The 13,016-nt window shown below is 73.5% G+C and carries 11 protein-coding genes and 2 pseudogenes; 6 read left to right on the top strand and 7 right to left on the bottom strand.

Annotated elements, in window-relative coordinates; genetic code table 11:
• Positions 1-17: 17 nt before the first annotated feature.
• The 5 genes and pseudogenes from VSR01_RS04635 to VSR01_RS04615 all read right to left on the bottom strand — a co-directional run bounded on the left by VSR01_RS04635 (position 18) and on the right by VSR01_RS04615 (position 5,586).
• A pseudogene (locus VSR01_RS04635) lies at positions 18-1,192 on the bottom strand (zinc-binding dehydrogenase).
• Positions 1,193-1,194: 2 nt separating this feature from the next.
• Complete coding sequence (locus tag VSR01_RS04630; RefSeq protein ID WP_326448008.1) at positions 1,195-2,604, bottom strand: aldehyde dehydrogenase family protein; 1,410 nt, start codon at positions 2,602-2,604, stop codon at positions 1,195-1,197.
• Between the two features lie 8 nt (positions 2,605-2,612).
• Entirely contained in the window at positions 2,613-3,431 is an 819-nt protein-coding gene (locus VSR01_RS04625; RefSeq protein ID WP_326453492.1) for a (5-formylfuran-3-yl)methyl phosphate synthase, read from the bottom strand.
• Positions 3,432-4,079: 648 nt separating this feature from the next.
• Entirely contained in the window at positions 4,080-4,742 is a 663-nt protein-coding gene (locus VSR01_RS04620) for an NAD(P)-dependent oxidoreductase (RefSeq protein WP_326448007.1), read from the bottom strand.
• Between the two features lie 226 nt (positions 4,743-4,968).
• Positions 4,969-5,586 carry a TetR family transcriptional regulator gene (locus tag VSR01_RS04615; RefSeq protein ID WP_326448006.1) on the bottom strand — a complete coding sequence of 206 codons (618 nt, stop codon included), beginning with the start codon at positions 5,584-5,586 and terminating at the stop codon, positions 4,969-4,971.
• Positions 5,587-5,727: 141 nt separating this feature from the next.
• On the opposite strand from VSR01_RS04615, the gene VSR01_RS04610 reads away from it, so the two are divergent.
• A complete protein-coding gene (locus tag VSR01_RS04610) occupies positions 5,728-6,150 on the top strand; it encodes a nuclear transport factor 2 family protein (RefSeq protein WP_326448005.1) in 423 nt (140 codons plus the stop codon).
• Positions 6,151-6,292: 142 nt separating this feature from the next.
• On the opposite strand, the pseudogene VSR01_RS04605 reads toward VSR01_RS04610, so the two are convergent.
• Both VSR01_RS04605 and VSR01_RS04600 read right to left on the bottom strand, forming a co-directional pair.
• Positions 6,293-7,923 (bottom strand): annotated as a pseudogene (locus VSR01_RS04605) (hypothetical protein).
• Positions 7,924-8,203: 280 nt separating this feature from the next.
• A complete protein-coding gene (locus VSR01_RS04600; protein ID WP_326448004.1) occupies positions 8,204-8,398 on the bottom strand; it encodes a hypothetical protein in 195 nt (64 codons plus the stop codon).
• 251 nt (positions 8,399-8,649) lie between these two features.
• Here VSR01_RS04600 and VSR01_RS04595 point away from each other — a divergent pair, with 251 nt between their 5' ends.
• From VSR01_RS04595 to VSR01_RS04575, 5 genes are all read left to right on the top strand, one after another.
• Positions 8,650-9,282, top strand: coding sequence for a uridine kinase (locus VSR01_RS04595; RefSeq protein WP_326448003.1), 633 nt, complete (start codon positions 8,650-8,652; stop codon positions 9,280-9,282).
• An 84-nt stretch (positions 9,283-9,366) separates the two neighbouring features.
• Entirely contained in the window at positions 9,367-10,107 is a 741-nt protein-coding gene (locus VSR01_RS04590) for a class I SAM-dependent DNA methyltransferase (RefSeq protein WP_326448002.1), read from the top strand.
• A gap of 297 nt (positions 10,108-10,404) precedes the next feature.
• Entirely contained in the window at positions 10,405-11,655 is a 1,251-nt protein-coding gene (locus VSR01_RS04585; RefSeq protein WP_326448001.1) for a helix-turn-helix domain-containing protein, read from the top strand.
• 167 nt (positions 11,656-11,822) lie between these two features.
• A complete protein-coding gene (locus VSR01_RS04580) occupies positions 11,823-12,272 on the top strand; it encodes an ATP-binding protein (protein ID WP_326448000.1) in 450 nt (149 codons plus the stop codon).
• Positions 12,269-12,778: a DUF6907 domain-containing protein gene (locus VSR01_RS04575; RefSeq protein ID WP_326447999.1), complete on the top strand. Its 510-nt coding sequence runs from the start codon at positions 12,269-12,271 to the stop codon at positions 12,776-12,778. The genes VSR01_RS04580 and VSR01_RS04575 overlap by 4 nt, the downstream gene beginning before the upstream one ends.
• The last annotated feature ends 238 nt before the right edge of the window (positions 12,779-13,016 follow it).

The following is a 13,016-nucleotide window of genomic DNA, read 5'->3' as shown; positions in this document are numbered from 1 at the left end:
GACGCGTTCCACGTAACTCATCGGCTCGTTCCCTCCGGTAGCAGCACGGGTTTGACCACGCGGCCCGCGTCGCAGTCGCGTTCGGCCTCGTTGACCTCGGTCAGCGGATAGGTGCGGATCAGCTGGTCGAAGGGGAACCGCCCGGCCCGCCACAGCCCGATCAGCCGGGGGATCAACAGGGCGGGGACGGCGTCCCCCTCGCAGATGTGGCGGACGGCCCGGCCCCGGTCCAGCGTGCCCGGCTCCAGCGGCAGCGCGGCGTGCAGCCGTGCCACCAGGCCGAGCGTGCCGGTGGGGCGCAGCGCCCGCAGCGCGTCGTTGACGAGCGCGGGCGAGGCCGTGGTGTCCAGCGCGTACTGCGCGCCGCCGCCGGTCAGCCGCCGGATGCGCTCGGGCAGCCTGGCCGTCCCCGCGGACAGCGCGACCGCGCCGAAGCGTTCCGCCAGTTCGAGCCGCCCGGGGTGCCGGTCGACGGCCACCGTGACCGCGCCCGCGGCGGTGGCCGCCATCACCGCGGCCAGGCCCACCGCGCCCGCGCCGAGGACCACGAGGGTGTCGCCCGGCCCCGCTGCGAAGGAGTTCAGCACGGCGCCCGCTCCGGTGAGGAAGCCGCAGCCGAGCGGTCCGAGCAGGGCGAGGGGCAGCGCGGGGTCGACGCGCACGGCGTTGCGGGCCGGCACGAGCGCGTACCGGGCGAAGGAGGACTGGCCGAACCACCGCGGGGCCAGCGCCGCGCCGGACGCGTCGGTGAGCCGGGGCGGGTCCTCCGCCCGGCCGCCGAAGAGGTTGAGGGAGGCGAAGGAGTCGCAGTAGGCGGGGGCCGCGGCGCGGCAGTTGCGGCAGTGCCCGCAGGAGTCGAAGCTCAGCACGACGTGGTCGCCGACCGCAATGGCGGTGTCGCCGCCCGAGCCGCCGCCCGAGCCGCCGCCCGAGGCGCCGCCCGAGGCGCCGCCGGCCTCCGTACCGTCGCCCGGCCCGCCGGTGCGGACCACCACGCCGGCCCCTCGTGGCCGAGCACCGCCGGCAGCGGGCTGCGCCCGCCCGAGCGGCGGACCGCGAGATCGGTCCCGCACATCCCGCAGCCCGCTATCTCGACCAGGATCTCGCCGGCTCCGGGCTCCGCCCGCAGCACCACCTCCTCGACCGTAAACGGCTCTTCGTACGCCCGCAGGACCGCCGCCTGGAACCGCACCGTCACACCTCCTCCCTGGGCCGGTGGACGACGAACGGCCGCAGATTGCCGTAGAGCCCCCACGGGCCGCCCGCGACGCCGACGCCGCTGTCCTTCACGCCCGCGAAGGGCTGCGCGAGGGAGAGTTCGGCGTGGTGGTTGATCCAGGCCGTGCCGCACTCGAGGCGCTCGGCCACCGCCTCGGCCCGGTCGAGGTCGGCGCCCCACACCGAGCCGCCCAGCCCGAAGCCGGTGCCGTTGGCCGCCTCGACCGCCTCGTCCACGCTCCGGTACGGCAGCACCGGCAGCACCGGTCCGAACTGCTCCTCGGTCACCACCGCGCTGTCCGGGGACACGTCGGTGAGGACCGTGGGGGCGAAGAAGTGGCCCGGCCGGTCCAGCCGGTGGCCGCCGGCCGCCGCCCGGGCGCCGTCGGCCAGCGCCTGCTCGGTGACCCGCAGGACCCGGGCCAGCTGGTCGGCGTTGTTGACCGGGCCCAGCCGGGTGCGCGGGTCGAGCCCCGGCCCCACGGCGACGGACTTCGCCCGCTCGGCGAGGGCCTCGACCACCTCCGCGTGGCGGCGTGCCGGGACGTAGACCCGCTTGACCGCCATGCAGACCTGGCCGCAGTTGCGGAACGCCGCCCAGAACAGCCGGTCGGCGATCCGGTCCACCTCGACGTCGTCCAGCAGCACGGCCGCGTCGTTGCCGCCCAGCTCCAGGGTGACGCGGGCGAGCGAGGCCGCCGCGCCGGCCGCCACGGCCCGCCCGGTGGGCACCGAGCCGGTGAAGGTGACGTGCCGGATGCCCGGGTGCGCGACGAGCCGCGCGCCGAGCGGTTCGCGGCCGGTCACCACGGTCAGCACGTCCTCGGGCAGGACCGCGGCGAGCACCGAGCCGAGCAGCCGGGTGGCCAGCGGGGTGAACGGGGACGGCTTGAGGACGACGGGGTTGCCCGCCGCGAGCGCGGGCGCGAACTTCGCCGCCGCGAGCTGCAGCGGGAAGTTCCACGGCACGATCGCGGCGACGGGCCCGACCGGCCGCCAGCGGACCTCGCTGTCCACCGGCCGGCCGTCGTCGATCCGCCGGGTCCTGGGGGCCAGGCCGGCGAAGTAGCGCAGGCGGGCCGCGGTCCGGGCGACCTCCGCGCAGGACTCGGCCAGCGGCTTGCCCTGCTCGCGGGTGAGCAGCTGGGCCAGAGTGTCGCCGGCCGCCTCCACCGCGTCGGCCGCAGCCCGCAGCGCACCGCTGCGGGCGGCCGGGTCGGCGCGCCACGCCGGCCAGGCCCGGTGGGCCCGGTCGACCACCGCGTCCAGCTCCTCCGGCCGCTGGTCGGGGCACTCGTCGACGGCTTCACCGGTGGCCGGGTCGAGGACGGCGAACGTCGCGGCCCGGCGGCCGGGGACGCCGCGGCCGGGTGCGGATGTCGGCATGCCGGCGGTCAGCCGGCGGCGGGGACGGCGGAAGCGGCCGCACCGGTGGGACCGGTCAGCTGCGGGGGAACGGCCGGGACCGCGGAACCCGCGGTCGCGTGCTCCCGGGCGCACCGGTCCATCTCCGCGCGGAAGGCGGCCACCAGGTGCGGCTGAATCCTTCCTGCGGTGCGGTCGCCGCCCTCGCAGACCGCGCCGCGCACGCCGACGATGTCCGTGCCGATCCGGGTCAGCTCGCCGAGGTCCGCCTGCTTGACGCTGCCGGCGAGGGCGGCGAACAGGCCGGCGGCGTGGGTGAGCCGGACGAACTCGCCGCACACGTCCGGCGGCACGTGGTCGAACAGCCGCGAGCCGTCCTTGATCGCGGTGTCGAGCATGGCCGCGTCCGCGCCGGAGCGTGCGGCGATGCCGGGCAGGGCCAACGGGTTGACGCAGCCGATCCGGTGGGCGTCGGCGTAGCCGGAGGCGACGACCAGCGCGTCCGGACGGTGGTCCTTCACCGCCCGGACGACCCCGCGCATCACCTCGACGCCCTGCTCGGCCGTGGTGCAGCCGTACAGGCCGACCTTGATGTACGTGGCGCCGGACACGGCCGCGCCGAGCGCGGCCTGGGCGACCGTGCCGGGCTTGTACGGCACGTCCCCCACGGTGGCGGACACCGGCTTGTCGGCGGGGACGGCGTCGCGGATCGCCTTGATGACCCAGGGGAAGTTGGCGCCGAGCGAGCCCTCGTCGGGCTTCTTGACGTCGACGATGTCGAGGTGCTCCGCGGCCTTGGCGCAGTCGAGGGCTTCCTCGACGCTGTCCGGGGAGATGAGAAGCAACACCATGGGCTCCTTCCGTCGAACCCCCGCCGGGGAGGGCGGGGGTGCGGGTCACCGTGCGGTGCGCTCATCATTTCGGCCGCTCGCCGCCACCCGGTAGAGCGTGCGGAAGGCCCCGCGGGGCGCTCGCCCCGACCTCCCGTGCGCCCCGCACTCCGGCGTGAACCCGCCGCCGGGCGCCACCCCGCCAGCAGGGGTTCGGGGTGCCTCCGACCCTGGCATGCCAGCGGACCGGGGCTTGGCGCCGACGTCACTCTCCGGTCGCCAGGGCGATCGCTCGCCGACTACCTCTTGAGACCCGGGTTCCGGACCCCGAGGAAGTCGTCCCACCCCAAGGCGGCCGCCTCCCCCTGTGGCAATTCCTCGACGACGAGCACGGCGGCGCGCGGCATCTGCCGTACGGGGGCGCGCAGTTCCGCGCCGTGGCGCTTCTGCTGCACGAAGGCGGACACTCGGCGTACGCCACGACCCGGCTCTTTCACGCGCTCGGCGAGGTGGGGCGGCCGGCCGGGTCACCACCGTCCACCGCTACCTGCGCGAGGGCCTGACCTCGCCGGCCACGCCCCGGCTCTTGCCGCCGCTACTGCGTCTGGAACGCGACCGAACAGCCTGAAGATCACGAGCCGTCATGGCGCAACGCCGCGGAAGAGTTCAGTAGCCCACGGCAAACCGCTCGCCGATGTGCCGTGCGTGCTCGATCTCGTCGACGACGGCAACGGCGAAGTCATCGGTGGAGATCCGACTCTCGCCGTCCGCGTCCACGACGAGGTCTTCCAGCGCGCTGCGGTACGTTCCGGTCCGGGGACCGGGCCCGATCCGTGCGGGTGGGCTAATTATCGTCCAGCGAACGTCGTTGACGGTGCGGACATATTCCAGTGCGTCGCCACTTGCGTGCATGATCTGGAGCGCGTGCTCCGGTAGTCCCGCTGTGTCCCAGAGTCGCTTACCCCCTGAGACGCGCAATGATCCGGCTCCGCCGACCGAGATCAGACGTGTGCCACCCGGGCCGCCATCGAGTGCGCGTAGCCCGGCCACCAGCGATCTCACGGCCGGTTCGGCCGTGGCGAGATGCCCGGGACCGTTGCCGTGACCACCACCGACCGCGCTGACCACGACATCTTCGCCCCTGGCGGCGGAGCTGACCGACGTCGGCTGGAGGACGTCACCGGTCACCACGCGCAAGGCCGGATGAGTCCGAGTCAGCTTCGTACGATCGCGCACGACAGCCACGACGTCATGGCCGCGATCGAGCGCCTCGCTCAAGATGCGACTGCCGATCATTCCGGTAGCGCCGAAGAGAGCGATCCTTGCCAACGTTGTCTCCCTGCAGGTGCGTCACGACGGGACCCCGTTTGCCTCAGCATAGATCGCGCCTGTGAGTGGACGGTGGGAGAGCTGAAGCAGGATGAGGGCGGCTCGGGCGATGTGCCACCACGTGACATACCTGGGATGGCTCCGGGGCGGGCGTCTCGGCGTTCACGTGGACGGTCTGCGCAGCCTGGGTCCGGGGCCGGGTCTGGCGGACCTCCAACAGCGCCACTCAGTTGCCCAGCGCTCCCATGGACTGGTCGAGAAGCGAGGCCAGGCTTTCGGTTCCGTTGCACGCCAGGCATGCTTCGGTGGCTGCGTCGAGACACGCGAGACCGGCACCCACGAGCGCCGCCGCCACCGGATCGTGCGGGGTGGGCGGCCGGCCGAGTCGGCGGCGCATCTCCGGGTCCAGCAGTTCGTGCCAGCGCTGCTGCTTCTGCCAGTGCCGCGCCTTGAGCGAGGGTGTCTCACACATCATCGTGAAGAAGCGCAGGGAGCGCTCGGGGTCGCTCGCGTGTGCTTCGGTGATGACGTCGAACGCATGGCGAAGGGCGGTCCACGGCTGCTCTCCGTCAGGTTGCGCGATGAACGCGGCGGCGACTCGCCGGCCTAGTTCATGGAGGTCGTCGAGCGCGACGTCCTCCTTGGTCTTGAAGTACCGGAAGAACGTCGCACGGGAGAGCCCCGCTTCGGCGGCGATCTGGTCGACGGTGGTGTGGTCGAACCCCTGTTCGTCGAACAGTCGTGACGCCACGGCGACCACTTCGGCCTTCATGACCGCGCGGGCCCGACTTCGCAGCGGCCGTGTCGCGGCCGTGCCGCCGCTGAGATCGGACGAGGTATCCATCACGGGCGAGTATAGCTGCCGGCCTCACCGTCTAAGACTGACTCTCAATTTGATACTCTGTCTCACATGGGTCGGGCAGCCCGGCCCGCTCCCCTGGCTGGTGAACGCATCAGCCAGGTCTCGCACAGCAAGGAAGCAGCCATGATCACGTCCCCCCAGAGCCGCACCGCCTTCGAGTCCCTCCTCGCCTGCGTGGACGGCCGCGCGGGCAAAGACGCCGTCGCTTCGTGCCTCGCCGATGAGGTGGTGCTGAACAGCCCGATCCTCGGTGAGCCGGTCACCGGCCGCGACGCCGTCGCGGACGTTCTGCAGGCTGTCTACGAGCTGGGCGACCTCACCACGGAGGAAGTCCTCAGCGGCGAGGCCCACCAGTCCGCGTTCTTCCGGCTGCAGATCGAGGGCACCGTGGTCCACGGGATGGACTACGCCCGGTTCGACTCGGACGGCAAGATCATTGAACTGTCCGTGCTGTGGCGCCCGCTGCCGTCCGCTGTCGAGATGCAGGGGAACATCGCGCATGTCCTCGGCATGCGGCCGTGGGAACTGCGCACGAAGGGCGAGTGACGACGAAGGGCTTCCCCCACGCGCCCGGCATGGACGGAGCAGCGTCGTGACCGGGCCACTGGCGGCACGGCCGCGGACGCTGGCCGATCCACGGCACCGGCGCCGCGTGGTCCGAGGTGAGGCCGGACCGCCGGTGCCCTCCCTAGTTGAGCTCCAGATCCGCGACCGTGCGGATGACCGTGTCCTTGTGGAGGGTGACCGGCGGAGCCTCGGACGGCTGCGGCTGCGGCTGTGGCGGCGCGGCGGGGGAGGGGGGAACGGGCGCGGGGGGCTCGGCGCCCGGGAGGAGGGAGAGGACGGCGTCCCGCGCGGACGCGGACGCCTCCTCGTCGAAAGGATCGGGCGTCACCGGCACCTGGACCCGCAGCACGGGCCCCGCCCCGAGCCGCGCGTATCCGCGTCCGGGCGGCACCTCCCCGGCCGGCGTCGTCCGCGGCCGCTCCCCGAGCACCGCCGCCACATGCTCGGGCGCCAGCCCGCCCAGCACCACCCGCGCCCTGGTCTGCGCGACCACCACCGGCGCCAGCGCCTCCGTCGCGTCGAGCTGGTCCGCCACCGCCACCGCGACGTTCGCGGTCCTGCCGTGCCGCAGCGGCACGTCGAGCAGGTTCTGCGGGTCCGGCCGCCCCTCGGCGTGCGCGAGCTGGCTGAGCGCGGTCGGCCGGTCCACCACGATCCACAGCGGCCGCCGTACGTCCTCGGGCACCGGGCTGCCGGACTGCCGCGCCCGGTTGACCGCGATCAGCCGCCGCTCCGTCTCGTGCGCCGCCCACTCCAGCGTGGCCGCGGCCCCGAGCAGCCCGTCCTCGACGGCCAGCACGCCCGGTCGCCCGGCCAGGAACGCGTACTCGCCGCTCCCGCTGCCGTCCAGCACCACCACGTCGCCGTGCTGCAGCGCCTGCAGCGCGATCGACCGCAGCAGCGTGGTCGTCCCGGTGCCGGGCTGCCCGAGCGCGAGCAGGTGCGGCTCGGTCGAGCGGGCGCCGGTCCGCCACACCACCGGCGGCGCGTCGCGGCGCTCCTCGCCGACCACCACCGGCACCGTCCGCTGCACCGCCTCCGCGTCGGTGAACCCGAGCACCGTCTCCCCGGGCGAGGCGACGAACCGCTGCGCGACGACGTCCGTCGGCAGCGGCGGCAGCACGGTGAGGCCGACGTGGTTCTCCTCCTCGTTCCAGTCGAAGCGGTACTCCCGGCCGCGCCCCGCCTTCGCGTGCAGCAACTGCTCGACCCTGGCCCGCGAGTCCGCCTCGCCGTCGGTGAAGTACGCCGGGTAGCGCAGGTGGAGCCGGGTCAGCCGGCCGTCCTCGAAGGCGTACTCGTCGAAGACCCGCTCCCAGCTGCCGTCCGGCGCGTACAGCGGCGCCGGATCGCCGGGCACCGACAGATAGGGCACCAGCGCCTCGTACAGCGACTGCAGCCGCACCGACTCCGCCTCGGTCGGGCTCGCGGGCGCCGGCGCGGTGCGGTCCCGGCCCATCCACGCCGCCGAGGCGGCCAGCGCGACCAGCGCCAGGATCGGGCCGTAGGGCATCATCACCACGATCACCGCGGCCGCGGCCGCCAGCAGCAGGGCCTGCCGCGCCGGTCCTTGGGGGTGCGCGCCCACCAGCCTCCCGCCCAGGCGGCCTGCCGGCGCATGCCGCGGGCGATGATGATCACGGGGTGCAGCACGTCGGTCGCGCCGTCGGCCGCGCTGCGGGCCATGTCGCGGCCGCGGACCAGCGCCGGCCGGCCGCTCGTCAGGATGCTGGGAAGGGGACGCCTGGCCACGGGTGCTCCATGGGTCGTTCGAGTGGGGGTACCGGTCGCGGTACGAGGGGCGCGCGGGGGACGCGTACGCCGCGGGGAGGTGGGGGACACGGGGACGGCCCGGTGGACCGCCGCTCGGACGGGCCGGACGGGCCGGACGAGCCGGGGGAGCCGGACGGACCGGGGGAACCGGGGGAAGCGGACGAGCCGGGGGAACCCGTGCACGGGCCCGGGGCGGTGTCGGCCGCCGCCGGACCCGTGGCACGCGCGGCGGGAGCGGCCGCGGCGCGAAGGCGTGCGCTCAGATCTTCAGACCGCCGATCAGCCCCGCCAGGCTCGCGCCGCCGGCCCTGATGCTGGGCGCGATCGCCGTGCTGGCCATGTAGAAGCCGAAGAGGGCGCACACCACGCCGTGCGAGGGCTTCAGGCCGTCCTTGCGGAAGAACAGGAACACGATGACGCCGAGCAGGACGACGCCGGAGATGGACAGGATCATTGCTCTTCTCCTGGATGATGGGGACGGTCACCATGAGTTCTTCCAGGCTCACAGGAAGTGATGGATCGCGCATGGCGGCAGACGGGTGATTTGTCGATCATTTCCCCCACCTGGGTGAGGTGGGCGGCCCGGCGCCGGGCCGCGGGCCGCCCGGTCGCGCCCCGCCCGCCGCACCGGCCTGCGCCGACCGGGTGACGGCCGGGTGGCGGCCGGGTGACGGCCGGGACCGGCCGCCGGGTGAGAATGAGGCCGTGCGACTGGAACCGATCACCTGGGACCGGATGGCCGCGGAGCTCGCGGAACGCCTGGCGACGACCGCGCCGGCCGACGGCGGCTCCTGGTGGCGGGTCGCCGTCGACGGCGCGCCCGCCGCCCGCACCGGCGTCCTCGCCGACGCCCTGGCGGCGGCGCTGCCCGCGCTGGGCCGGCCGGTGCTGCGGGTGCGCGCGACCGACTTCTGGCGGCCCGCGTCGCTGCGGCTGGAGTACGGGCACGAGGACGTCGAGGCGTACTACACGCTGTGGCTGGACACCGGGGCGCTGCGCCGCGAGGTGCTCGACCCGCTCGGGCCCGGGGGCAGCGGGCGCGCGCTGCCGTCGCTGCGCGATCCCGCGACCGACCGCTCGACCCGGGCGGGGTACGTGGCGCTGCCGCCCGGGGGTGTGCTGGTGCTGGACGGGCCGCTGCTGCTCGGGCAGGGCCTGCCGTTCGACCTGACAGTCCATCTGAGGCTCTCGGCGGGGGCGCTGGAGCGCAGGACCGAGCCGGGGGAGCGGTGGACGCTTCCGGCGTACGCGCGCTACGCGCGGGAGGCGCTGCCGGAGGAGGCCGCGGACGTCGTCGTCCGCGCGGACGACCCCACGCGCCCCGCGTGGACCGGCTGACCCCGGTCGCAGCCGGTACACGCTCGGCCGCGGCGCGCGTAAATGCGTCGACAGCGTCCCCGGCGCCCGGCACAGTGGCCACCTGTGACGAGCAGTGAACTGTGGACCCGCGCGACCGCCGACCGCTACGACGCCGAGGAAGCCGCGTCGTCCTCGGCCGCCGCTCTCGGACCGACCCTGGACTTCCTGGCGGAACTCGCCGGAGACGGCCGGGCGCTGGAGTTCGCCATCGGGACCGGACGGGTGGGCGTCCCGCTCCGGGAACGCGGTGTGCCCGTCGTGGGCATCGAGCTGTCCGAGCACATGGCGGCGGTCCTGCGGCGCAAGATCGACGAGGACGCGCTCCCCGTGGCCATCGGGGACATGGCCACGACCGTCGTCCCGGGGGAGTTCACCCTGGTCTACCTCGTCTACAACACGATCACGAACCTCCTGACGCAGGACGAGCAGGTCGCGTGCTTCCGCAACGCCGCGCGCCACCTGGCGCCCGGCGGCCGATTCGTCATCGAGCTGGGCGTGCCGCCGCTGCGCTTCCTGCCGCCGGGGCAGGTCGCGGTGCCGTTCGACGTCTCCGAACGGCACCTCGGCTTCGACACCTTCGACCTGGTCGAGCAGATCCTCGTCTCGCACCATCTCACCCGCGACGGCGAGGACGGCCGCTACCGCCGTGACAACTCCCGGCACCGTTACGCGTGGCCGGCGGAGCTCGACCTGATGGCGCGGATCGCCGGGCTCGAACGGGAGCGCCGCGTCGCGGACTGGGACGGGTCAGCGTTCACCCAGGACTCCCCGAAGCACATCTCGGTGTGGCGCAAGCCCACGTGAGGCGCCGTGGACCGCGTGCGGCCGGGGCTGTCCGTCCCAGACGGCGACCACCTCGTCCGCGAGGTCCACGAGGATCTCGCTGCCGGTCATGTGCGCGTGGGAGTCGGAACCCACGCCTCGACCTCGTCCGGCAGGCCGCGGTGCCCGGTGATTCCGACGCGCGTCACGTTCCTGTGCTCCCTGCCGCATGCAGACGTCGTGCACCTTCGCGTCGAAGTCCCGGACGCCAGTGGGCACACGGGGACGGCCCTACCCCTAGTCTGGCAGTGACGAAGCTGCGAGGAGGGGCAGGGCCTGATGGCTTCAGACGGCACGCCGGACCCGTACGCAGACCCGCTGGTGTTCGGCCAGAGGCTGCAGATTCTCCGCACACGAAGGGGGATCACCCGAGAACAGTTGGGCGGCCTCCTCGGGTTCACCGGTTCCTGGGTGAAGGGTGTGGAGAGCGGTCGGCTCAAGACACCGAAGCTCGAGATCATCTTGCGGATCGCCGAGATCCTGCGCGTAGCGGACCTGGCCGACCTCACGGGGAGCCAGACCGTTCACGTCGACCTGTTCGTGGGGCCCGGGCATCCGAGGCTGGCTGCCGTCAAAGCGGCGGTGGATGCCTATCCCGTCAGGTCGGAGCACGAGGCGCCGCCCGTGGCGCACCTGCGAGCCCGGCTCGACCGGGCTTGGGCCGCCCGGCACAGGTCGCCCCACCACCGCGAAGTGGTCGGGTCTCTCCTGCCGGATCTGATCCGGGACTGCCAGGCGGCGGTTCGGCAATCGGATGGCGCGGGCCAGCGGCGAGCTGCGCAGGCGGTTCTCAGCGAGACGTATGCGCTGTGCCAGTTCTTCGTGGCGTACCAGCCCGATGCGGCGTTGCTGTGGCGGGTGGCTGAGCGGTGCCTGATCGCGGCCCAGGAGAGCGAGGACGCACGCGCCATCGGAGTGGCGGCCTGGCTGGCCGGCCAGGCCCACCGGGATTCCGGCCCGGCCCACTTCGGTGCGGCGGACGCCGTGAACCTCGAAAGCCTCGAGTACCTGATGCCGCTGCTGCCCGATGCGCCGGACGAGGTGCTGGCCGTCGCCGGCGCGTTGACGTTCGAGGCCGGGTACACGGCCGCGCGTCGCACCGAGACGGGTACGGCCTGGCGGTACTGGGACCAGGCCCGAGCCATGGCCGAACGCCTGCCCGCGGACTACTACGACCCGATCACGTCGTTCTCGCGGGCCATCATGGGAGCCCATGCGGTGACGGTGGCCGTCGAACTGCACGCGGGCAGCGAGTCCGTCCGGCAGGCCGCGGCGGCTGACGCCGACACCATTCGATCCCGGCCGCGCCGAGCCCGCCACCGGATCGAGGAGGCGCGGGGCTACCAGCTGGACGGGCAGCCGGACGTGGCGTTGGCGACGTTGGACAAGGCATACGAAGCTGCCCCGGAGACGATCAAGTACAACGGGTACGCGAAGCGGATCGTCTTGGAGGAGACCGAGTCGAAGAATCCAGCACGTCGCCGCCGGGCGTCTGAACTCGCCGTGAAGATGGGCGTGCTCGCGGCGTGACCAAGGGGGCACGATCTGTACCCCTACTCGGCGGCGACCGCCCCTAGCGTCATTGGCCAAGAGGACCCCCGCGACCGTGCGACCGGCCCGGGGGCGTGGCCAACGCTGCTGAGGAGCGTCGACGTGCAAGAGCTTAACCACCATCCGTGCGTGTACCAGGGGCCCGCGTGACGGCCCCTGCCGCGACCGCGGCAATCAGCGAGAAACGTCCGTCCGTCGTCCAGAAGCTGTGGCCGCCCACTCCTCGTTCGGTGAGCAGGGCGCGGCGGTTGCTCGCTGAGCATCTTGTCGCCTGGGGTTTGTCGCATGTCCTGGACGAGGCGGAGTTGATCCTCTCGGAGTTGGTGACGAACGCGATCACGCATGCGCGTCCGCCGTATGGTCGGTTGATCGCGACGCGGTTCGAGCGGTTGGCGGACGGGGTGCGGATCGAGGTGCATGACGCCGGTGAGGGCAAGCCCGAGCTTCGTGACGCGGGGGCGGAGGAGGAGTCCGGGCGCGGTCTGGGCCTGGTGGACGCGCTCACCCGCGGGATGTGGGGCGTGGGCGACCGGGACGGGCCGGGCAAGGTGGTCTGGGCGGTGTGCACCGCACCAGGTGACGGGGTGTGCCCGTGACGCGCTTCGACGGGCATGGACCCGCATCGACCGCGCCGTCCGTCCGCACCTGGGCGGTGTCGACCACCAGTGGTGAGGTGGTGCGCGGTTATCTGCCGTGGTGGGCCGAGGACGATCCGAGCAGGACGGGTGTGCGTCCGGAGCGGCTGCACCTGGAGTTGGCCGCCATCGGGCATCAGGCCAACCGGGGTGGTCTGATCGTTCCGGTGACCCAGGGCGTGGATCCGGCGACGGACGCGGGGGTGCTCGTCGCCACCATCGACTGCCGGCCGTTCGGCGAGGATGGCGATCCTGAGCTGCCGGTGGTCAACGTCCAGGTCGTGGACGACTGGTGGATCACCGACCTGGACCCGGCGGGCGTGGCCGACCTCGGCCGGCGGTTACGGGCCCTCGCCGACCACCTCACCCACTCCGTCGCACCGGAACTCGCCGCCGCCCGCGAGGACTGGGCGGAACGCCACCGCACCGACGACCCGACCGCCGGCGACTCTCCGGCCACAGCCTGACCTGCCTGGGACCGCCCAGGAGTTCCGCCGGACATCGTCGTAGGAGGGCGGCGCTGCCCCCCACCCGGTCGGGGATGGTCGGTCGCGCCGTTCTCCGCGCCTCCCTATTCGTTTTACGCCGAGCGCTGAGCAGCCCAACGCCGGGCGTTGCGTTACAGGGGCGCGGGGAACGGCGCGAGCAATCGCCCTCCGGGGGACGGTCCGCGCAGAGAGCAACCTGGGCAGCCCGGACGGGCAC

The organism is Actinacidiphila sp. DG2A-62 (assembly GCF_035825295.1).
GTDB lineage: Bacteria > Actinomycetota > Actinomycetes > Streptomycetales > Streptomycetaceae > Actinacidiphila.
The sequence above is the reverse complement of the archived record's forward strand: the minus strand, read 5'-3'. Positions and strand labels throughout refer to the sequence as shown.